We start from the raw sequence: 18,657 nt of genomic DNA, 5'->3' as shown, positions 1-18,657 counted from the left end.
TTGCGCCCAGCATCCGGGACGAGCCGCCCACTCCGTGACCACGGCCGCTCGCGACCTCCACGAATCGGAAGGCGTCACCCGCCCATGCGGTTGTACCTGCTCGCCCTCAACCCCACCGACTCGGTCACCGACGGCTTCCTGCCCGCGGCGTCCCGACTCGGCCTCGACGTCACGGTGCTCACCGACCAGCCCGACGCCCACCGCGGCCGCTACGCCGCCGACGTCGAGATCCTGGAATGCGATGTACGCGACTTCCGCGCGGTCATCAGCCTGATATCGACCCACCACGCACCTGATGCCGTGTTCACCAACAGCGACCACGTGCAGATGCAGGCCGCCCTGGCCGCCGAGTACTTCGGCCTGCCGGGCAAGAGCTGGCAGGCCACGCTGCGCGTCAAGGACAAGGCCCAGATGCGCCGCCACCTCGCCGCGGCCGGCCTCGACGCCGTGTGGTCCACCGAACTCGCCGCAGGCACCGACCCGGACGCCCTGACCTCCATCGCCGCCGACGCGCCCTACCCGTGCGTGGTCAAGCCGCGCGAGGGCGTCGCCAGCGAGGACGTCATCCTCGTCGAGGGACCCGAGGAGCTGGTGCTGCGCTGCAAGGAGATCCAGGCCCGGCGCCCCGGCGCGGCCCTGGTCGTCGAGGAGTACCTCGCCGGCGAGCTGTACACGATGGAGACGCTCGGGGACGGCACCGTCCGCCACGTCCTGGGCGGCTTCCACACCCAGCTCTCCGCCCCGCCGTACTTCATCGAGGAGCGGTCGGCCTTCGTCCCGGCCCACCCCGAGCCGGTCGCCGCCCAGATCCTCGCCCAGCTCGACGCCCTCGGCATCGGCTTCGGCATCTGCCACACCGAGTTCGTGGTGCACGAGGGCCGCGCCCGCATCATCGAGGTCAACTACCGCGCCATCGGCGACCAGAGCGACCAGCTGCTGGAACAGCTGCTGGGCATCCCGCTCTTCGAGCTGATCCTGCGCACCCACCTCGGCGAGGCCCTCCCCTCCGAGCCGGCCGCCCGCCGCGACGGCGCCGCCCGCATCCACACCCCGTGCGCCGACCGCGCCGGCACCCTGACGGCCGCTCCCGGCGCCATCGATCTGGAGGTGGACGACGTGCGCCTGTCGTACCGGCCGACGCGCGCCGTCGGCGAGCGCCACGAGCTGTACCACACCAACCGCGACTTCCTCGGCGTCGTCCGCGCCATCGGCACCGACCTGGCGACCGTCGACCGTGTCGTCGCCGACTTCCTCGCCGCACAGACCTGGGAGATCACCCCGTGAGCCCGGACCACGCCACCACCGCGGAGGCGGTCGACTCCGCCGAAGGGGCCCTGCTGCTGCGGGTCCTGAGCGCCTTCCTCCGCGAGGACGTCGTCGGCCTGCGCACCCGCTCCACCACCGTCGAGCGCGAGGACGGCCGCTGGCTGCGGCTGCCCACCGGCACGGAGCAGGGCTCGGCGCTCCTGCTGCCGATCGGCGAGGACGGCTTCCAGAGCGAGTTCGCCGCCCGCCGGCCGCTGCTGGTCCGCGAGTCCGACGGCAGTGAGCTCACCGGCTGCGACGCGGTCCTCGGCGCGCTGACCGCGCTGGCCGACCCCGTCGACCTGCCCGGCTTCGTCTCGTTCGCCGAGGAGTGCCGCCAGACCCTGGCGACCATGCGGCTGCACGACCGCACCGCCGACGAGGTCGGCGACGCGCTGACCGCCCGCTTCGGCGCCGACCCCGCCGACTGGACGGGCCTCGCGTCCGCCGTGGCCCACGACACGCTCGCGGCCCGCCTCGACCACCCGGTCTACCCGACCGCACGCGGCCGCTCCGGCCTGGACGACGCCCAACTGCGCGCGTACGCCCCGGAGTTCCACCCGCACCTCGCGCTGCGCTGGCTCGCCGTGCCGCGCGGGGCGGTCACCGTGCCGGGCGGCGCCGAGCTGCTGCCCGCGAGCTGGCCCTCGCCGGCCGACCTCGGCCTGCCCGAGCTCGCCGACAGCCACCTCGCCCTCCCGGTCCACCCGCTCAGCCTCGGCGCCCCGCTGCGCGAGGCCCTGCGCGAAGCCGGGCTGGAGGACTCGGCGGTCCTGGCCGACCGGCCGTACCGGGAAGCCGTACCGACGCTGTCGATGCGTACGGTCGCCATGGCCGACGAGCCGGCCCTGCACCTCAAGCTCCCGCTGGTCACCGCCACGCTGGGCATGCGCAACCGCCGGACCATCAAGCCGGTCACGCTCGACCACGGCGCCGCCGGCCAGCGGCTGCTGGAGGCCGTGATCGGCCGCGAGCCCCGGTTCAAGGACACGATCCTGCACGCGGACGAGACCGTGTACGCGCACGCCGGCCACGAACTGCTCGCCGTCCTGTGCCGCCGCTACCCGGCCGGCCTCGACGAGGCCGTCGTCCTGCCGATGGCCGCGCTCCTCAGCACGGCGCCGGGCGGCCGGCTGCTCATCGACCACCTCGCCGACCGCTTCTACGACGGCGACCCGGTGGCCCTGTTCGACGCCTTCACCACCCTGCTCCTCGACTGGCAGACCACCCTCTTCGACTACGGCATCGCCATCGAGTCCCACCAGCAGAACGTCTCGCTGGTACTCGACCGCACGCCGGAGGACGGCGTTACCCGGCTGCGCCTGCTGTTCAAGGACGACGACGGCCCCCGCTTCAACCTGCCGCGCATGCGGCAGACCCTGGGCGTCGCCGAGGCCGACGAACTCACCGCCGCCTTCCAGGACCGGCGGATGTTCGGCGAGGACTACCGGGCCGTCGCCGACATGTTCACCACCATCACCCTCCACCTGTGCGTGAGCGCCTACGCCTTCGGCCTGGCCGGGCACGGCCGCGCCCCGCGCGAGGCCCTGTTGGAGCTCGTACGCGAGCGGCTGGCCGAGGCGGCCGAGCGCCTCGGGACCGGCCCCGGGGAGCCCGGTGCGGCCTTGCGGGAACGGGTCCTCGATGCCGCCGAGCTGCCCGTCAAGGCCATGGTCACCGCGGGCACCCTGCTCACGAAGGAACGTTCCGGCGCCTCGGACATCAACACGCACTACACGACCGGCCCCAACTACCTGCGCCCTCGCAAGAGGGACGCCCGATGAGCGCTCCAGCCGCCGCGGCGGCGGGCGGACCGGCGACCCCGGCGTCGCCGGGTCCGTCGGAGGGGACGGACCCGTCCGACCCGTCGGCGAACCCCGCTTCCACCGCCTCACCGTCGCGCCCCACCCTGGGGCGCCGGCAGGTCCACGCCGTCGCCGGAACGTACTTCGTGGCGTCCTTCGCCGCGCTCGGCCTGCCCCCGTTCCTCACGGAGATCCTTCCCGGGCTCGGTGATCCCACCGCCCGTTGGGCGGGCGTGCTGTACGTCGTCCCCACGATCTTCGCCGCGGTCGGCGCGCCCCTGTGGGGGCGGCTCGCCGACCGGTTCGGGCGCAAGCGGCTGCTGCTGCGCGCCCAGCTCGGACTCGCCCTGTCGTTCCTGCTCGCCGGCTGGGCCGACTCCCTCACCACCTTCACCGTGGCCCTGATCCTCCAGGGCATCCTCGGCGGCACGTTCGCCGCGTCCAACGGCTACCTGGGCGCCGCCCTGGAGGGGCCGGAGCTGTCCAAGGCGCTCACCCTGATGCAGGGCGCGGCGCGGGCGGCCCTGGTCTTCGCCCCGGTGGTGGTCGGCTCGCTGTCGCCCTGGATGTCGCCGCACCGCCAGTACGCGCTGCTCGCCGTCCTGCCGCTCACGGCGGCCGTGCTGATCGCGGCGCTGCCGGAGTCGCGCCAGGCGAAACCGGGCGCGGGCAAGACCGCCGAGACGAGCGGGGCGGGCGAGCCGGAGAGCGCGGGCGAGACCAACGGGGCGGCCGACACCGCCGGCGAAGCCGCGAAGGCGCTCGACGTGGCCGAGGCGCCGTCACCGGTCTCCCGACTCCGGGCCCTGTACGCCCTGGAGTTCGCCTTCGTCTTCTCCACCGTCATCTCCTTCCCGTACCTGATCCAGCTCATCGAGGACCACCTGCCGGGCACCTCCCCGGCCGTCTCGGGCATCTTCTTCGCCCTTCCCCACCTGTGTTACCTGCTCACGGCGATGGCGGTGCACTCCGCCTTCCACCACCGCCCCCGGCTGGGCATCGCGCTGGGCTTCACCTGCATCGCGCTCGGCCTGGCCGGGCACGGCGTGGCCGACAGCCTGGTCACCCTGACCGCCGTACGACTGCTGCTCGGCGCGGGCCTGACCCTCGGGCTCGTGTGCCTGTCCGTGCTCGCCGCCGAGTGCGCCAAGGGACGCGCCCCCGGCGGGCTGTTCGGCTCGCTGGAGTTCTTCTCCAAGGCGGGCGCCGTCGTCGCCGGTGTCGCCGCCGCCGTGGGCACCAGTCACTACGGCCCGGCCGCGCCCGTCCTGACCGGCGGCGCTGTCGCCCTGGCCGCGGCGTGCGCACTCGCCTCGCCCCGCACTCTCCGTTCGATCCGTACCCGCTGGAGCCGTTGATGCCCCCGCTGAACAAGTCGCTCGCCACCGCTCCCGTGCCCGCCGGCCGTACCGGCGAAGTCGGTGCCGCGGGCCGTGTCGGCCCCACCGCCCTGCCGAGCGCCGACGACGTCGTCGCGCACACCCTCCTCAACTGCCTGCTGCGTGAGGTGTCCGGCCCCGAGCACCAGAGCGCCGTCGCGGACGGCCACCTGCTGCTGCGCCTGCCCCGCCGTGGCGTGCTGCTGCGGGTCGAACTGCGCCGCACCTCCCTCCTGGGCGCCCACCGGTTCACCGGACCCGTACGGGAGCAGCGCGGCGAGGTCTGGGCGCGGATCGACTGGCGCCGCCTCGCCGAGTACACCCAGGACGAGCTGTCGCTGCGTACGGGTGTGCGGAACGACGAGTTCCTGGACCAGGTCGCCTCCGGCCACGAGGCCGTCACCGCCGCGCTGACCGCCCGTACGGCGGACGCCCCCCGCCCCTTCACGGGCGAGGACGAGCTCGCGACCTACCTCGCCTCCGAGCAGTCGCTCCTCTTCGGCCACCGCTTCCACCCGACCCCCAAGGCGCGCAGCGGCGACGCCGCGTCCTGGCTGTCGTACGCGCCCGAGGCGGGCGCCGTCTTCCCGCTGCGCCACCTCGCCGTCCGCGCCGAGCTGATCGCCGAGGAACGCGTCGAGGAGAGCGCCACCGACCCGCTGGAGCGGCTGCACCCCGACCTGCCGGACGGCTACCGGCTGCTGCCCGCGCACCCGTGGCAGTACGAGATGCTGCGCGAGCACCCCGCGCTGCGGGCCGCCTTCGACCGCGGCGACATCCTCGACCTCGGACCGGGCGAGCGGCCCTTCGCCGCGACGGCGTCCGTGCGCACCCTCTACGACGGTGAGACGTTCCTGAAGTTCAGCCTCAACGTCCGCATCACCAACTGCCTGCGCAAGAACTCCAGCTACGAGCTGACCGGCGCCGTCGCCATGACCCGGCTGCTGGAGCCCGCCCTGTCCGACCTCGCGACCCGCTTCCCCGGCAGCGCCATGCTCCGCGAGCCCGCCTACCGCAGCCTCGCCCTGCCCGGTCCCGACGGGACCCCCGACCGCGCCCTGCTCGAAGGCTTCGGCGTGATCGTCCGCGAGGGCCTGTCCCGACGGCTCCTGCCCGGTACGACCCCGCTGCTCGCGGGCGCCGTCGCCGACGAGTACCCGTCCGGCCCCGGGCACATCTCCCGCCTGCTCCGGGGAGCCGGCCCGCAGACCGCGCTCGACTGGTGGGCGGCGTACCTGAAACTGCTCGTCCCGCCGGTCCTGGCCGCCTACTTCGACCACGGCCTCGTCCTGGAACCCCACCTCCAGAACGTCGTCGTCTGCGTCGACGACGACGGCATGCCGGCCCAGGTCCTCTTCCGCGACCTGGAGGGCACCAAGCTCCTGCCCGAGCGGAACGCCGAGATCCTGGCCTCGCTGCCCGCCGACGTCGCCGGCCCCATGACGTACGACGCCGAGCGCGGCTGGGACCGGGTCGTCTACTGCCTGTTGGTCAATCACATCGCCGAGATGCTCGCGGCGCTGGCGGACCTGCACCCGCAGTCCGAGGCCGCGCTGTGGGCGCAGGTCCGCGCCACCCTGCAGACCTACGCCGACCGCCACGGCTGCCCGCCCCGGCTCGCCGCGCTGCTGGCCGGCGTACCGCTGCCGGCCAAGGCCAACCTGCTCACCCGCTGGGAGCGCAAGGCCGACCGCGAGGCCGGCTACGTACGCCTCGCATCTCCCTTCGCCGAGGACGTGCTGTCGGAAGCGGCCCGTGACGAGAACACCTGGAGCGCAGCCCGATGACCGCACCCACCGCATCGGTGACCGAGCGGATCCTGTCCCTGGACTCGGCCGAACTCCCGGCCTACGTCTACGACCTGGCCGCCCTGCGCGAGCACGCGGCGTCGGTTCGGGCGGCCCTGCCGGCGAACGTCGAGCTGTACTACGCGGCCAAGGCCAACCCCGAGGCGGAGATCCTGGCCGCGCTCGGCCCGTACGTCGACGGATACGAGGTCTCCTCGGGCGGGGAACTCGCCCACGTCGGCAAGGCCGTACCGGGCCGGCCGTTGGCCTTCGGCGGCCCCGGCAAGACCGCGGCCGAGCTGGCCGCGGCCCTCGAACAGGGGGTCTCCCGCTTCCACGTGGAGAGCGTCCACGACCTGCACATGCTGGGAACCCTGGCGGCCCGGATCACCCCCGAGACGCGTGTCTCCGTCCTGCTGCGCTTCAACCTGCCCCTCTCGAACGCCTCGCTGGCGGGCAGCTCACTGGCGATGGGCGGCCGCCCGACCCCGTTCGGCCTCGACCCGGCGGACGCGGACACCGCGGTGCGGATCCTCGGCGACGGCCGGTATCCGCAGCTCGAACTGCGCGGCGTGCACGCCCACCTGGCCAGCGGCCTGGAGGCGCCCGACCTGCTGACGGCGGCGGAATCGATCATCACCTGGTCCACCGACCTCGCCGCCCGCCACCGCGTCCGCCTCGCCGAGGTCAACGTGGGCGGCGGCATGAACGTCGACTACGCGAACCCCGAGAGCCGCTTCGACTGGGCGGTGTACGGCGCCGGCCTGGCGCGCCTGACGGCCGGGCACCCCGACCTGACCGTGCGGATCGAACCGGGCCGGGCCCTGACCGCGTACTGCGGCTGGTACGCCACCGAGGTCCTGGACGTGAAGGACAGCCACGGCGAGGCCTTCGCGGTCGTCCGCGGCGGCACCCACCACCTGCGCACCCCGGCCACCAAGGGCCACGACCAGCCCTGCTCCGTCCTCCCGGTGGAGGCCTGGCCCCACCCGTGGCCCCGCCCGTCCACGAACCGGCCGCGGACCAACCTCACCGGCCAGCTCTGCACCCCGAAGGACCTCCTGGCCCGCCAGGTCCCGGCCCCCGGTCTGCGCGCGGGCGACCGCGTGGCCTTCGCCCTGGCCGGCGCCTACGCCTGGAACATCTCGCACCACGACTTCCTCATGCACCCACACCCCACGTTCCACTTCCTGGGCGGCCGCGACTAGGGGGTGTCCGGCGCTGGTCCCGCCGGCCCCTGGTCGGCGAGGCCGGCAAGGTGCCTCGGCCGTCACCTGAGCGGCTCGTCCCAGGTGACCGGGAGGCTCTTCACACCGTAGATGTCCGCGGTCTCCGGGCGCAGGCCGACTTCCTCGGCCGGCACGGCCAGGCGCAGCGTGGGGAACCGGTCGACCAGTGCGCGGAACGCGACCCGCATCTCGACGCGAGCCAACTGCCCGCCCAGACACTGGTGGATGCCGTGGCCGAAGGCCAGGTGACCGCTGGTGTCCTGCCGCCGGAGGTCGAGCGCGTGGGGGTCGGCGAAGCGCTCGGGGTCGCGGTTGGCGGTGTTGTACGACAGGACGACCGTCGTGCCGGCCTCGATGGTGTGGCCGCCCAGCTCGACGTCCTCAAGGGCCGTCCTCATGAAGGTCTTCGCGACGCTCAGATACCGCAGCAGCTCCTCCACGGCCCCGTCGGTGAGGGCGGGGTCGGCGCGCAGCGCGGCCAGTTGCGCCGGGTTCCGCAACAGCGCGAAGGTGCCGAGGGACAGCATGTTCGCGGTGGTGTCGAACCCGGCGGCCAGCAGGATCAAACTGATGCCCTTCAGCTCCTCATCGGTCAGATCGCTGTCGGTGAGTTCGCTGAGCACGTCGTCGGTGGGATTCGCTCGTTTGGCGGCCACCAGCTCCGCGAGGTACTCCTGGGTCGCGGTGTAGGCCGCTATCAGTTCCTCGTCGCCGGCCTCCCCTCCCATGAACGTGTCGATCTGTTCCTGGAAGGAGCCCCGGTCCTCGTACGGCACCCCCAGCAGCTCACAGATGACGATGGTGGAAATGGGCTTGGCGAACGCAGTCACCAGGTCGGCCGGCGGCCCGGCCTTCTCCATGGCGTCCAGGCAGTCAGCGGTGATCTGCTCGATACGCTCGGTGAGCAGGCGCATCCGCCGCACCGTGAACTTGCCCACCAGCGGCTTGCGATAGCGCCCGTGCTGCGGCTCGTCCATGAGGAGGAACTCGCCGGGCGGCGCCGGAGGAACCTCGAAGTCGCCCACGTTCAGGAGTTCCTTGCGCGAGCTGAACCGCGGGTCGGCCAGGACCGACCTGACCAGGTCGTATCCGGTGATCAGCAGGCCGGGCCTTCCGCCGGGGTGGGTGAAGCGGCTGATGGGGCCGTGCCGGCGGGCGTCGATCAGCTCGGCGGGCGGATCGAAGGGGCAGCCGGACTGACGCGCCGTCGGCAACGTCGTGACGGTGTGGAGTGATTTACTCATGACCATGCCTCGTCTCGCGATATGACGTGTTTGACACATGTCGAAAGCTACGTTGCGTTCAGAATCGACGCAATCACACGAAATGCATTTGAGCAGGTAGATGGCGCAAAATTGATGCAATGACGCTGAGCCCGAATGCAATGACGCGTTGCAATGAATGGATTCGAAGGCAATACTGACGACATGCCAGGAGGACGATTGACCCAGCAGGACCGCCAACGCATCGCGGCCGGACTCGCCAACGGGCTCTCCTACGCCGAGATCGCCAGGCGGCTCGATCGGCCGACCTCGACGATCAGCCGCGAGATCGGACGCAATGGCGGGCCCGGCGGCTACTTCCCCCAGGCGGCGCACCAGGCCACGGTCCGGCGTGCGCGACGTGGCACGCCAGCACCCCCACACGTGGCAAGGCCGCCGGACGGCACGATGGAGGAACAAGAGGAGATCATCGAGCTGGCGGTCAGAACGGGGCTGCCGAGGATGACAGCGCGCGTGCACGTCGACCTGTTGATGTCCGAAGACGGCAGGCGCACCGCGGCCGAGCTGGCCCGCAGACTGAACGTCAGCCCGGCCTCCGTCTCCGTGTCCGTGAATTTCCTGGTCGAGCATGGTTACGTCCGGCGCGAGCGCGATCCGCAGCGGCGTCGCGACATCTACGTGGTCGACGACGACGCCTGGTACCACTCGGTCGTGATCAGCGCGCGGCAGACGCTTGAGACGGCGCGCGCCGCGATGGCGGCGACGGAGACGGTCGGGCTCGACAGCCCCGTGGGCCGGCGGCTGGCCAGGGCGGGTGCGTTCCTGGAACGGGTCACCCTGGACATGAAGGAGTCGGCCGACCGCTGGCGCCGGCTCCTGGCGTAACGCGTCCCCCGAGAGACGAGTCGAGCGGCCGACGCCCGGCGAGATCCGGCCGGTCGGGCATACGGCGCGGGCGAGCAGGGCGGGGGGCACCATGGCTCCGGACGCACGAAAGGCCGCTCTGACCCCTTGACCCCCAGTCAAGTGCGCTATCAAGCCGCGCCACATTCCATTGAGTCCCACCTACAGGCGGCCGGCCGAGAGAGTCGACGTCTGCGGTGACCTACCGGCACTACTTGTTCCATGTCAGGCTGACTTTCAGCTGAGCCGAGGCTCCAGCTGCAGTGATGATCGCCCCTGCCTGGGCACTCAGCTCGACGCCGAACTCCACAACGAGGGCGTCCGGCTGGTGCACGAAGTCCTCGACTTGCGCGGCCACGCCACGGGCCACGGCCCGCACGGCATGCATGACCGACTCGAACGTGAGACGGAGACATGGTCCCCGCTCTTCCACGTCGAGCACAGAGGTGGTCTGAGGGCAGTGACCTTCAGCTCCGACAGCAGCATGATCGCCACCGCCGGCAAGGACGGCACCGTATGCGTGTGGCGGGCCGACACCGGCCAGGCGCTGCTCAACCTCCGGCACAACCGCGCCGTGAACACGCCGGCGTTCTATCCGGACGGCCGGTTCCTGGCCAGCGCGGGTGAGGACAAGGTGGTGCGCAGTACCAGGCTCCCCGAGGTCGATCGATGACCGCCTGTGTCTGTGTGCCCAAAAAAATCAAGGGGCCGTTTCAGATTGCTCTGAAACGGCCCCTTGATCTACGACTCTCACGAGTCGGGACGACAGGATTTGAACCTGCGACCCCTTGACCCCCAGTCAAGTGCGCTACCAAGCTGCGCCACGTCCCGATGCGCGCTGACCTGGGGTTTCCCCTGGCTGAGCGCGCAGAAGAACAATACCGCACTTCCGGGGGTGGTCGCGCGCGCCTTTCGCGGGACGGCCGGATCTGACGGACGGAGCGGGCGACGCTTGACCTCAAGCGCGGTTGAGGTCACATGGTGGATGCATGACACAGGCAACCGCGGACACCGGGTTCCGCTACGAGGATCTGGGGCGGCTCATCGCCCTCATGACAGGCGCCGAGAAGCACGGACCCGCCGCGACCTCCACGCTCGACGTGCTGTGGGTGCTGTACGACCGGGTACTGCGGGTCGGGCCCGACAGCGCGCGGGATCCCGGGCGGGACCGGTTCCTGCTGTCCAAGGGGCACGGGCCGATGGCCTACTACGCCGTCCTCGCCGCGAAGGGGTTCTTCCCCGTCGACTGGCTCCCCGGCTTCGGTTCCTACGACTCCCCCCTCGGCCACCACCCCGACCGCACCCTGATCCCCGGGGTGGAGATCGGCAGCGGCTCCCTCGGGCACGGCCTGCCCTTGGCGGTCGGCAGCGCGCTCGGGCTGCGCGCCCAGGGGCTGGACGACCCGGCCGTGTGGGCGTTAATCGGCGACGCGGAGCTCGACGAGGGAAGCAACCACGAGGCCCTCGCCTACGCCGGTTCCGCCGGGCTGGAGCGCCTGCACACGGTGGTGATCGACAACGATTCCGCCACCCACGGCTGGCCGGGCGGCATCGCGTCCCGCTTCGAAGCGGCGGGCTGGTCGGCGCTCACGGTCGACGGCCGGGACCACGCGGCGCTGCACGCCGCCTTCACCGCACCGCATCCGGGCCGGCCGCACGCCGTCGTCGCCCGCGTCGAGAAGAAGTACTGAGGGGGAAGTCGTCATGGACACCATGAGGGAGCGCTTCGTTTCGGTCACGTCGAGCGTGCTCGACGAGGACCCCCGGCTGGCGGTGGTGCTGGCGGAGATCACCATGGACGGGTTCCGCCCCGCCCGGGAGCGCCATCCGGACCGGGTGATCAACGTCGGGATCCGCGAGCAGCTGCTCGTCGGCGTCGGCGGCGGGCTGGCCCTCACGGGGCTGCGGCCGGTCGTGCACACGTTCGCCAGCTTCCTGGTCGAGCGGCCGTTCGAGCAGGTCAAGCTGGACTTCGGGCACCAGGACACGGGCGGGGTCCTGGTCAGCGCGAGCGCCAGCTTCGACTGGCCGGCCGGCGGGTACACGCACATGGCGCCGGGTGACGTGGCCCTGCTGGACACCCTCGACGGCTGGACGGTCCACGTGCCGGGCCACCCGGACGAGGCCGAGGCACTGCTGCGCCACGCCTACGCCGCCGGGGACGACCGGGTCTACGTCCGGCTCTCGGAGCAGTCGAACAGCGCCCCGCGGCCCCTGGGTGACCTGCGCTTCCAGACCGTACGGGAGGGCGGCGCGGGCGTCGTCGTCGCCGTCGGGCCGATGCTCGACAACGTCCTCGCCGCGACCGAGGGCCTCGACGTCACGGTGCTCTACGCCGCCACCGTGCGCCCCTTCGACGACGCGGCCCTGCGCACCGCCGCCGGGCGCGCCGGAGCGGCGGTGGTGTTGGTCGAGCCGTACCTGGCGGGCACCTCCACGCCGGCCGCCGCCGAGGCCCTCATCGACGTCCCGCACCGGGTGCTGGGGCTGGGCGTCGGCAAGGCCGAGCTGCGCCGCTACGGCACCATCGAGGAGCACGTCGCCGCCCACGGCCTGGACCCGGCCTCGCTGCGCCGGCGGATCACCGCCTTCCTGCCGTGAAACCCCTTCTCCCGAACCGTGGCCCCCACCACCGACGACGGCCCGGATCACGGCAACGGCCCCGCTCTCGTCAGCCGCGCGGGTCCTCGCGGGCGTGGATCAGCTCCACCAGGTCCGCCGCCAGCGCCTTCACCGTCGTCAGGCCCGCCGTCCCCCACCGCCTCGGCACGCCGTCCACCGCGCACACCGTGCCCAGGACGATGCCGCGCCGGTCGATCAGGGGCGCGCCGAGGTAGGAGCGCACTCCGCTCTCGTCCACGACGGCGTTGCCCGCGAAGCGCGCGAAGTCCCGTACGTCCTCCAGCACCAGCGCCCTGCGCCGCACCACCACGTGCGGGCAGTAGCCGTGGTCGCGGGCCAGGACGCGCGCCGGGTAGCCGCTCGCCGGGGCCTGCGGGCCGTGGTGCAGGCCGGCGAAGAACTGCCGTTCCTCGCCGACGAAGTTGACCCCGGCGTGCGGCGCGTCGAGGGTGTGCGCGACCTGCCGCGCGAAGGCGTCGAGTTCCGGCTCGGGCCGTTCGCCCAGGCCGAGTTCGCGCAGGCGCACGGCGCGCGCCGGGGCCTCGCGGTCCACCGGGGTCAGGAGCAGGTGGCCGGTCGATTCGTAGTAGGTCATGGCGGTTCCCCCGGATCCGTGTGAGTGGTGCGGCCGGCCCGACCGGCCGTGGTGAGCAGGTGGTGGACGAGGGTGGCCAGGGTGGCCGTACCGGACCCCGTCAGCCGCGCGTCGCACCGTACGACGGGCACCTGCGGGGCGAGGCCCACCGCGTCGCGGACCTCCTCGACCGTGTAGCGGTGACCGCCGTCGAACTCGTTGACGGCGACGACGAATCCGATGCCGCGCCGCTCGAAGAAGTCGACGGCCGGGAAGCAGTCGGCGAGCCGGCGGGTGTCGGCCAGGACGACGGCGCCGAGCGCGCCCGCGCACAGTTCCTCCCAGAGGAACCAGAAGCGCTGCTGGCCGGGCGTGCCGAACAGGTACAACACGTGCCGTTCGTCCAGGGTGAGCCGGCCGAAGTCGAGCGCGACGGTCGTGGACGTCTTGCGCTCCACGCCGTCCAACCGGTCGGCGGTCGCGCTCATCCCGCTGAGCAGTTCCTCCGTGCAGAGCGGTGGGATCTCGCTGACGGCTCCCACGAAGGTGGTCTTTCCCGCGCCGAACCCGCCCGCGACCAGGATCTTCAGGGTCGCGGGGAGGTCCGGGGCGGGCTCACAGCCGGCGGCGTAGGCCATCGAGCACCGCCCGCAGCAGGTCGTGGTCGTCGGCGGCGAAGGATCCGCCGTCCAGGAAGCGCGGCGCGCGCACCATGACGGCCCCGTGCTCCATCAGGTCGGACAGCAGCACCTTCACCACCACCGCCGGCAGCCGCAGTTGTCCGGCCAGCTCGGCGACGGTCACGGCGGCCGTGCCCGCGCACAGCCGCAGCGCCAGGGTGTGTTCGGCGCCCAGCGGCACGCGGGGCCGCACGCCGGTCGCGGTGATCGTGGACAGCAGGTCGAGGGCGACGGCCGGACGGGTCCGCCCGCCGCTCGCGGTGTACGGGCGCATCACCCGGCCCGCCGAATCGTCCAGCCAGGGCGTGTCGCGCGCCGTCCCGAAGCCGTGGGCTCCCCGCACCGCGGCCCTCATCGCTCCACGTCGGCGGCGGGGACGGGGGATCCGACGGGCGCGGGCCGGCGCGGCGGGGCCGCCAGGAACGGCCGTACGCTCTTGACCAGCATCCCCATCTCGTAGCCGAGGACGCCCGCGTCGGCCTCCCGGTCGGCCAGCACCGCGAGGCAGGTGCCCGAGCCGGCCGCCGAGACGAAGACGAGCGCCGTGTCAAGTTCGACCACCACCTGTCGGACCTCCGAGCCGTCCCCGAACCGGGCTCCCGCGCTGCGCCCCAGCGAGTACAGGCCCGAGGCCAGGGCCGCCAGGTGGTCGGCGCTGTCGGCGTCGAGGCCGTGGACGCAGGTGACGAGCCCGTCGGCGGTGAGCAGCACCGCGCTGCGCGTGTAGGGCACGCGCTGGACCAGGCCGCTCAGGAGCCAGTCGAGGTCCGAGAGGCTGCCCGTCTTCGTCACCGTTTCGCCGGTCATGGGGATGTGCTCCTTGCTGGGGTGGGGGGTCCGGGTGGGGCCCGGTTCATGCCTGGGGATCCGTGTGGGCGAGGCCGAAGCCGCGTTGGAAGGCCGCCATCAGGCCGGGGTCGTGCAGGGGTCGCTCGGCGTCGGGGGCCGGGCGCGGGGCGGGGGTCTCGCGCAGCTGGGGCGCGAGGTGCTCCTGGGCGCGGCGCCGGGGCAGGGCGGGCCGGTCGCCGTGGCCGCCGTCTCGCCCGTCACTGCCGTCTTGCCCGTCCCGGCCGTCTTGCCCGTCCCGGCCGTCTTGCCCGTCCCGGCCGTCTCCCCAGTCCCTTCCGCCTCCTCCGAGTCCGCCGTCCACGCGGGCGGCGGGCACGATCGGCGTGGGCGCGGGCCTCTCGGGCGCGGGCGCGGGCGGTGCGGGTGCCGGCGTCTCCGGGGCGGGCGCCCACGCCGGCTCCGGTCGCCGTACCGGCTCCGGCCGCGGTGCGGGCTCCGGCCGCGGTGCCGGCTCGGCGGCGGCCCGTACGGGGCCCCGCTGCGAGGGCCAGGAACCCGGCGCGGGGACCCGTACGGGCTCCAGCGGCGGGATCCCGCCGCCCGTGCCGGTCCCCCACGAGGTGGTCCGCGAGCCGCCGAAGGCGTCGGAGGCGCTCGGCGCCTCCGCGCCCAGCAGCCCCTGGGGCAGGACGAGCACGGCGAGGACCCCGCCGTAGATGTTGGACTTCAACTCCACGTTGATGCCGTGCCGGCGGGCCAGCGCCGAGACCACGAAGAGCCCGATGCGCCCGTCGGCCAGCAGGTGCCGGACGCTGACCTGGTCGGGGTCGCCGAGCAGGGCGTTCATCCGGTGCTGTTCCTCGGGGGGCATGCCGAGTCCCCGGTCCTCGACCTCGACGGCGATCCCGGCGGTGACCCGCTCCGCGCGGACCACGACGTCCGTGTCGGGGGCGGAGAACACCGTGGCGTTCTCGATGAGTTCGGCCAGCAGGTGGACCACGTCGGCGACGGCGTGCCCGCGGACGGTACCGCCCGCCGGGGGCACGACCTTGACCCGCGTGTACTGCTCGACCTCGGCGACCGATGAGCGCAGCACCTCGCTCAGGTCGATCGGGCGGGTCCACTGGCGCCGGGAGGCGGCCCCGCCGAGTACGGCGAGGTTCTCGGCGTGCCGGCGGATCCGGGTGGCGAGGTGGTCGACGTGGAAGAGCTCCTTGAGGAGGTCGGGGTCCTCGACCGTGTCCTCCAGGTCGTCGAGGAGCGAGATCTCCCGCTGCACGAGCGACTGAAGGCGGCGCGCGAGGTTGACGAAGACCTCCACCTTGCGGTCGCTGTCGCTCGGCGCCGGCGCCACGGCGAGCCGCACGAGGGTGGCGTGGGCCTGTTCGCGGGCGCCGCGCAACTCCTGCGCGAGCAGCCGGAACTCGTCCGCCCCGACCGCGTCCTCGGCGGGTCCGGGGCCGCCCGGCCCGCCCTGCGTGCCGCGCGCGGGGCGCATCGGGACCTCCCCGCGCTCCAGCCCCTCGGCGGCCGCGCGCAGCTCCTGCCGGCCGCGCACGCTGGAGCGGCGCAGCGCCTCGCACCGGTCCCGGACGGTCTTGGCGGCGCGTTGGGCCCCGAGCAGGGCGGCGGCGAGGGCGCCCAGGACCAGCAGGGCGCAGCCCGCGAGCACCGGCCAGAGGCGGGCGTCTCGCTCCCCCGCGCCGCCGCCGAGCTGGAGGGTGAAGATCACCGCGGCGGCGCCGCTGAGCGCGGCGGCGAGGGTGGGCAGGACGGCCGTGCGCACCAACTGGGGCCATATCCGCCGGTCGGGACCGGTGGAGGCGTGTCTCGACGGTGCGTGGCGTGCGGCGCGGAGTCCGGACATGGGGTCCTCGGTACGTGGGGACCGGCCCCCAGCGTTCCCGGGGCCCGGTGTTGATCACCGGATACCCACGCTAGACCGCACGCTCCCGCCCCGGACGCCCAGTTGGGGAACTTGGGCGGGCTGCTTCCCGCTCCCGATGGAGCGCTCGCACGACAGCCCGAATGCGCCGGGAGCGCGTACGCCCGTGCCGTCGGGAGGCGTACGCCGCCCCGTACACGGACGCGTACGCGCCCCCGGACCCGCCCCCGAACCCGCTGCCGCCGCCGCTACGAGCCGACGGCCTCCGGCTCCCCGCTCCCGGCCTCGGTCGACCCGACGTCCGCCGGGACCACGGTGGCGGGAGCGACCACGGCCGCGGCCTCCCCGAGGGAGGGCACGCCCACCGGCGCCGAGGGAGCGGGTCCGGCCACCGCGAAGGGCCGCCACCACGCCGCGTCCGGCGCGTCGGCCGCGCCGGGCTCGAACGGCTCGCCGGGAACGGGCAGGGCGATGGCGGCTCCGGCGGCCTCGGCGGCGGCGACGGTGCCCTCGCCGGGCTCGTCCCACGGGTGCGGTGCGAGATTGAAGGTGCCCCAGTGGATGGGGAGCATCACGCCGCGCGCCGCACCGCCCTGGAGGTCGAGGTGGGCGCGCATGCCCTCCTCCGGGGTCATGTGGATGTCGGGCCAGTATTCGGAGTAGGCGCCGATCTGGATCATCGTGGCGTCGAACGGGCCGTGTTCGGCGCCGATTTCCAGGAAGCCGGGGAAGTAGCCGGTGTCGCCGCTGTGGAAGATCCGGTGTTCCTCGCCCGCCACCACCCAGGAGGCCCAGAGGGTGAACTGCTGGTTGCGCAGGCCGCGTCCGCAGAAGTGCCGGGCGGGGGTGGCCGTCAGGGTGAGGCCGGCGACCTCGATGCTCTCGTTCCAGTCCAGCTCGCGCAGTCGCCCGGCCGGGACGCCCCAGCGCTCCAGGTGCGCTCCGACGCCCAGGGGGACGGCGAAGATCGTGTCGGTGCCGGCGAGGGCCTTGATGGTGGGCAGGTCGAGGTGGTCGTAGTGGTCGTGCGAGATGACCACGACGTCGACGTCGCCCAGCGAGGCCAGCGGTACGGGGACGGGGTGCAGCCGCTTGGGACCGGCGAAGGGGAAGGGGGAGCAGCGCTCGCCCCACACCGGGTCGAACAGGATCCGGCGGCCGTCGATCTCCGCGAGCACGCTGGAGTGTCCCATCCAGGTCAGGCGCAGTCCCGAGACCGGTGGTTTGGCCAGTTCGGCGAGGGTCGTCGGATAGACCGGGATCGGCGCCGCGGGGTTGCGCCGGACCCGCTGTTCCTTGTGGAAGTAGATCCGGGCGAACTCGGCCATCGAACCGGAAGGCCTGGTCCGGGCCCCCACCGGGTTCTGGAAGACGCCGTCGGCGAAGTTCGGCGAGCGCAGGATCCGCTCCAGCCGTGCGCCGGAGGGATCCGCGCCGAAGGCTTCGGGCCGCAGGGCGCGCAGCCGGGGACGCAGGGGAAGAGAGCCGGTCAAGGCGCCTCCTGGGAAAGGTGCAGGATGGGCTGGTACGGACGTACGTCCACGACCATCCCAACGCGCACCGGCCCCGCAGGATTCCGCCGCGCCGCCCCGTACCGCCCCGTACCACGCGGTACGGGGCGGCCGGGCGGCCGGGCGGCTACAGCGGCAGCAGGTCCGGCCGCTTGGCCTCGACGTGGTCGCCGGAGGACTCGCCGCGCAGTCGGCGTCCGATCCAGGGCACGAGGTGCTCGCGCGCCCACTGGATGTTGTCCCGGGTGACGTCGACCGAGCCGCGCGGCGGCGTGGGCGGCCAGGGCTGGTCCGGGTCGGCGGGGACCTCGTAGCCGAGGACCTGCGCGGCGCGCAGCGCGACGCGGGTGTGCCCCTCGGGCGAGAGGTGGAGCCGGTCGCCGTCCCAGGCCCGTCGGTCCTGGACGGACTTCAGCGACCAGAGGTCGAGCACGGGGCAGTCGTAGCGGTCGGCGATGGCACGCACGTGGGCGCTGTACGTGGCGACCTTGCCCCGGAGGTGCTTGAGGACCGGGACGCCGCGGGTGTCGAAGCCCGTGGTGATCATGACGTGGCCGACGGCGCCGGTGAGGTCGGCGACGGCCGCCTCGAAACGTTCCGCCACGTCGTCGGGGTCGCTGCCGGGCCGGATGATGTCGTTGCCGCCCGCACAGAAGGTGACGAGGTCGGGGGCGAGGGCCTTGGCCCGCGGCACCTGCTCGGCCACGATCTGGTCCAGGAGCCTGCCCCGCACCGCGAGGTTGGCGTACCTGAAGTCGTGCTCGTCACGCTGATCCGCCAGGAGTACGGCGAGCCGGTCCGCCCAGCCGAGATACGAGTCCCCGGGTCCCGGGTCCCCCACGCCTTCGGTGAAGCTGTCCCCGATCGCCGCGTACGAGCCGATGGTCTTGAGTGTCGTCTTCGTCGCTGCCACGGGAGCCCATCCTTCACCCCGGAAAGCAACCTACGCCAACGTAATGAGGGGT

General features: G+C 73.2%; 18 protein-coding genes and 1 tRNA gene. 9 read left to right on the top strand and 10 right to left on the bottom strand.

Annotated elements, in window-relative coordinates; genetic code table 11:
* The first annotated feature begins 84 nt into the window (after positions 1–84).
* From M4D82_RS28305 to M4D82_RS28285, 5 genes are read left to right on the top strand one after another with little or no spacing between them, the layout of a single operon-like run.
* On the top strand, positions 85–1,284 hold the full coding sequence (locus tag M4D82_RS28305) for an ATP-grasp domain-containing protein (RefSeq protein WP_249769271.1): 1,200 nt from the start codon (positions 85–87) through the stop codon (positions 1,282–1,284).
* Positions 1,281–3,089 carry an IucA/IucC family protein gene (locus M4D82_RS28300; RefSeq protein ID WP_249769269.1) on the top strand — a complete coding sequence of 603 codons (1,809 nt, stop codon included), beginning with the start codon at positions 1,281–1,283 and terminating at the stop codon, positions 3,087–3,089. Before M4D82_RS28305 ends, M4D82_RS28300 begins: the two co-directional genes overlap by 4 nt.
* Positions 3,086–4,468 (top strand): MFS transporter, encoded by a 1,383-nt coding sequence (locus M4D82_RS28295; protein ID WP_249769267.1) that lies wholly within the window; start codon positions 3,086–3,088, stop codon positions 4,466–4,468. Before M4D82_RS28300 ends, M4D82_RS28295 begins: the two co-directional genes overlap by 4 nt.
* The gene (locus M4D82_RS28290) at positions 4,468–6,276 is read left to right on the top strand and encodes an IucA/IucC family protein (protein ID WP_249769265.1); all 1,809 of its coding nucleotides are present in this window, start codon (positions 4,468–4,470) and stop codon (positions 6,274–6,276) included. The genes M4D82_RS28295 and M4D82_RS28290 overlap by 1 nt, the downstream gene beginning before the upstream one ends.
* A complete protein-coding gene (locus M4D82_RS28285) occupies positions 6,273–7,484 on the top strand; it encodes a type III PLP-dependent enzyme (RefSeq protein ID WP_249769263.1) in 1,212 nt (403 codons plus the stop codon). Before M4D82_RS28290 ends, M4D82_RS28285 begins: the two co-directional genes overlap by 4 nt.
* A 62-nt stretch (positions 7,485–7,546) precedes the next feature.
* Here M4D82_RS28285 and M4D82_RS28280 read toward each other — a convergent pair whose 3' ends face one another.
* Positions 7,547–8,749 carry a cytochrome P450 gene (locus tag M4D82_RS28280; protein ID WP_249769260.1) on the bottom strand — a complete coding sequence of 401 codons (1,203 nt, stop codon included), beginning with the start codon at positions 8,747–8,749 and terminating at the stop codon, positions 7,547–7,549.
* A gap of 183 nt (positions 8,750–8,932) precedes the next feature.
* Between M4D82_RS28280 and M4D82_RS28275 the strand changes: the two genes are divergently transcribed.
* Entirely contained in the window at positions 8,933–9,613 is a 681-nt protein-coding gene (locus M4D82_RS28275; protein ID WP_502989098.1) for a helix-turn-helix domain-containing protein, read from the top strand.
* Positions 9,614–9,842: 229 nt separating this feature from the next.
* Here the strand turns inward: M4D82_RS28275 and M4D82_RS28270 are convergent, their stop codons facing one another.
* Complete coding sequence (locus M4D82_RS28270) at positions 9,843–10,073, bottom strand: CU044_2847 family protein (protein ID WP_249769247.1); 231 nt, start codon at positions 10,071–10,073, stop codon at positions 9,843–9,845.
* Positions 10,074–10,091: 18 nt separating this feature from the next.
* On the opposite strand from M4D82_RS28270, the gene M4D82_RS28265 reads away from it, so the two are divergent.
* Positions 10,092–10,304 (top strand): WD40 repeat domain-containing protein, encoded by a 213-nt coding sequence (locus M4D82_RS28265; RefSeq protein WP_249769245.1) that lies wholly within the window; start codon positions 10,092–10,094, stop codon positions 10,302–10,304.
* An 84-nt stretch (positions 10,305–10,388) separates the two neighbouring features.
* Here M4D82_RS28265 and M4D82_RS28260 read toward each other — a convergent pair.
* Positions 10,389–10,462: transfer RNA gene (locus M4D82_RS28260), tRNA-Pro, on the bottom strand.
* Positions 10,463–10,620: 158 nt separating this feature from the next.
* Here M4D82_RS28260 and M4D82_RS28255 point away from each other — a divergent pair.
* Complete coding sequence (locus M4D82_RS28255; protein ID WP_249769243.1) at positions 10,621–11,322, top strand: thiamine pyrophosphate-binding protein; 702 nt, start codon at positions 10,621–10,623, stop codon at positions 11,320–11,322.
* Between the two features lie 13 nt (positions 11,323–11,335).
* Entirely contained in the window at positions 11,336–12,232 is an 897-nt protein-coding gene (locus M4D82_RS28250) for a transketolase family protein (protein WP_249769241.1), read from the top strand.
* Between the two features lie 70 nt (positions 12,233–12,302).
* On the opposite strand, the gene M4D82_RS28245 is transcribed toward M4D82_RS28250, so the two are convergent.
* The 7 genes from M4D82_RS28245 to M4D82_RS28215 all read right to left on the bottom strand — a co-directional run bounded on the left by M4D82_RS28245 (position 12,303) and on the right by M4D82_RS28215 (position 18,605).
* On the bottom strand, positions 12,303–12,848 hold the full coding sequence (locus M4D82_RS28245) for a GAF domain-containing protein (RefSeq protein WP_249769239.1): 546 nt from the start codon (positions 12,846–12,848) through the stop codon (positions 12,303–12,305).
* Entirely contained in the window at positions 12,845–13,465 is a 621-nt protein-coding gene (locus tag M4D82_RS28240; RefSeq protein WP_249769236.1) for a GTP-binding protein, read from the bottom strand. Before M4D82_RS28240 ends, M4D82_RS28245 begins: the two co-directional genes overlap by 4 nt.
* The gene (locus M4D82_RS28235; protein ID WP_249772226.1) at positions 13,443–13,781 is read right to left on the bottom strand and encodes a DUF742 domain-containing protein; all 339 of its coding nucleotides are present in this window, start codon (positions 13,779–13,781) and stop codon (positions 13,443–13,445) included. Before M4D82_RS28235 ends, M4D82_RS28240 begins: the two co-directional genes overlap by 23 nt.
* Before the next feature lie 77 nt (positions 13,782–13,858).
* On the bottom strand, positions 13,859–14,314 hold the full coding sequence (locus M4D82_RS28230; RefSeq protein WP_249769197.1) for a roadblock/LC7 domain-containing protein: 456 nt from the start codon (positions 14,312–14,314) through the stop codon (positions 13,859–13,861).
* 46 nt (positions 14,315–14,360) lie between these two features.
* Positions 14,361–16,163 carry a sensor histidine kinase gene (locus tag M4D82_RS28225; protein WP_249769185.1) on the bottom strand — a complete coding sequence of 601 codons (1,803 nt, stop codon included), beginning with the start codon at positions 16,161–16,163 and terminating at the stop codon, positions 14,361–14,363.
* 266 nt (positions 16,164–16,429) lie between these two features.
* Positions 16,430–17,674 carry an MBL fold metallo-hydrolase gene (locus M4D82_RS28220; RefSeq protein WP_249769183.1) on the bottom strand — a complete coding sequence of 415 codons (1,245 nt, stop codon included), beginning with the start codon at positions 17,672–17,674 and terminating at the stop codon, positions 16,430–16,432.
* A 145-nt stretch (positions 17,675–17,819) separates the two neighbouring features.
* Positions 17,820–18,605 carry an SGNH/GDSL hydrolase family protein gene (locus M4D82_RS28215; protein WP_249769181.1) on the bottom strand — a complete coding sequence of 262 codons (786 nt, stop codon included), beginning with the start codon at positions 18,603–18,605 and terminating at the stop codon, positions 17,820–17,822.
* Positions 18,606–18,657 lie beyond the last annotated feature (52 nt).

This window comes from Streptomyces sp. RerS4 (assembly GCF_023515955.1).
Classification (GTDB): domain Bacteria; phylum Actinomycetota; class Actinomycetes; order Streptomycetales; family Streptomycetaceae; genus Streptomyces.
The sequence above is the reverse complement of the archived record's forward strand: the minus strand, read 5'-3'. Positions and strand labels throughout refer to the sequence as shown.

Bases quoted from the DNA above. Each gene is read 5' to 3' on its own strand.
- M4D82_RS28240 (WP_249769236.1), bottom strand. From the start codon at position 13,465: ATGGCCTACGCCGCCGGCTGTGAGCCCGCCCCGGACCTCCCCGCGACC.
- M4D82_RS28295 (WP_249769267.1), top strand. From the start codon at position 3,086: ATGAGCGCTCCAGCCGCCGCGGCGGCGGGCGGACCGGCGACCCCGGCG.
- M4D82_RS28225 (WP_249769185.1), bottom strand. From the start codon at position 16,163: ATGTCCGGACTCCGCGCCGCACGCCACGCACCGTCGAGACACGCCTCC.
- M4D82_RS28235 (WP_249772226.1), bottom strand. From the start codon at position 13,781: ATGCGCCCGTACACCGCGAGCGGCGGGCGGACCCGTCCGGCCGTCGCC.
- M4D82_RS28250 (WP_249769241.1), top strand. From the start codon at position 11,336: ATGGACACCATGAGGGAGCGCTTCGTTTCGGTCACGTCGAGCGTGCTC.
- M4D82_RS28280 (WP_249769260.1), bottom strand. From the start codon at position 8,749: ATGAGTAAATCACTCCACACCGTCACGACGTTGCCGACGGCGCGTCAG.
- M4D82_RS28285 (WP_249769263.1), top strand. From the start codon at position 6,273: ATGACCGCACCCACCGCATCGGTGACCGAGCGGATCCTGTCCCTGGAC.
- M4D82_RS28305 (WP_249769271.1), top strand. From the start codon at position 85: ATGCGGTTGTACCTGCTCGCCCTCAACCCCACCGACTCGGTCACCGAC.
- M4D82_RS28290 (WP_249769265.1), top strand. From the start codon at position 4,468: ATGCCCCCGCTGAACAAGTCGCTCGCCACCGCTCCCGTGCCCGCCGGC.
- M4D82_RS28255 (WP_249769243.1), top strand. From the start codon at position 10,621: ATGACACAGGCAACCGCGGACACCGGGTTCCGCTACGAGGATCTGGGG.
- M4D82_RS28275 (WP_502989098.1), top strand. From the start codon at position 8,933: ATGCCAGGAGGACGATTGACCCAGCAGGACCGCCAACGCATCGCGGCC.
- M4D82_RS28245 (WP_249769239.1), bottom strand. From the start codon at position 12,848: ATGACCTACTACGAATCGACCGGCCACCTGCTCCTGACCCCGGTGGAC.
- M4D82_RS28230 (WP_249769197.1), bottom strand. From the start codon at position 14,314: ATGACCGGCGAAACGGTGACGAAGACGGGCAGCCTCTCGGACCTCGAC.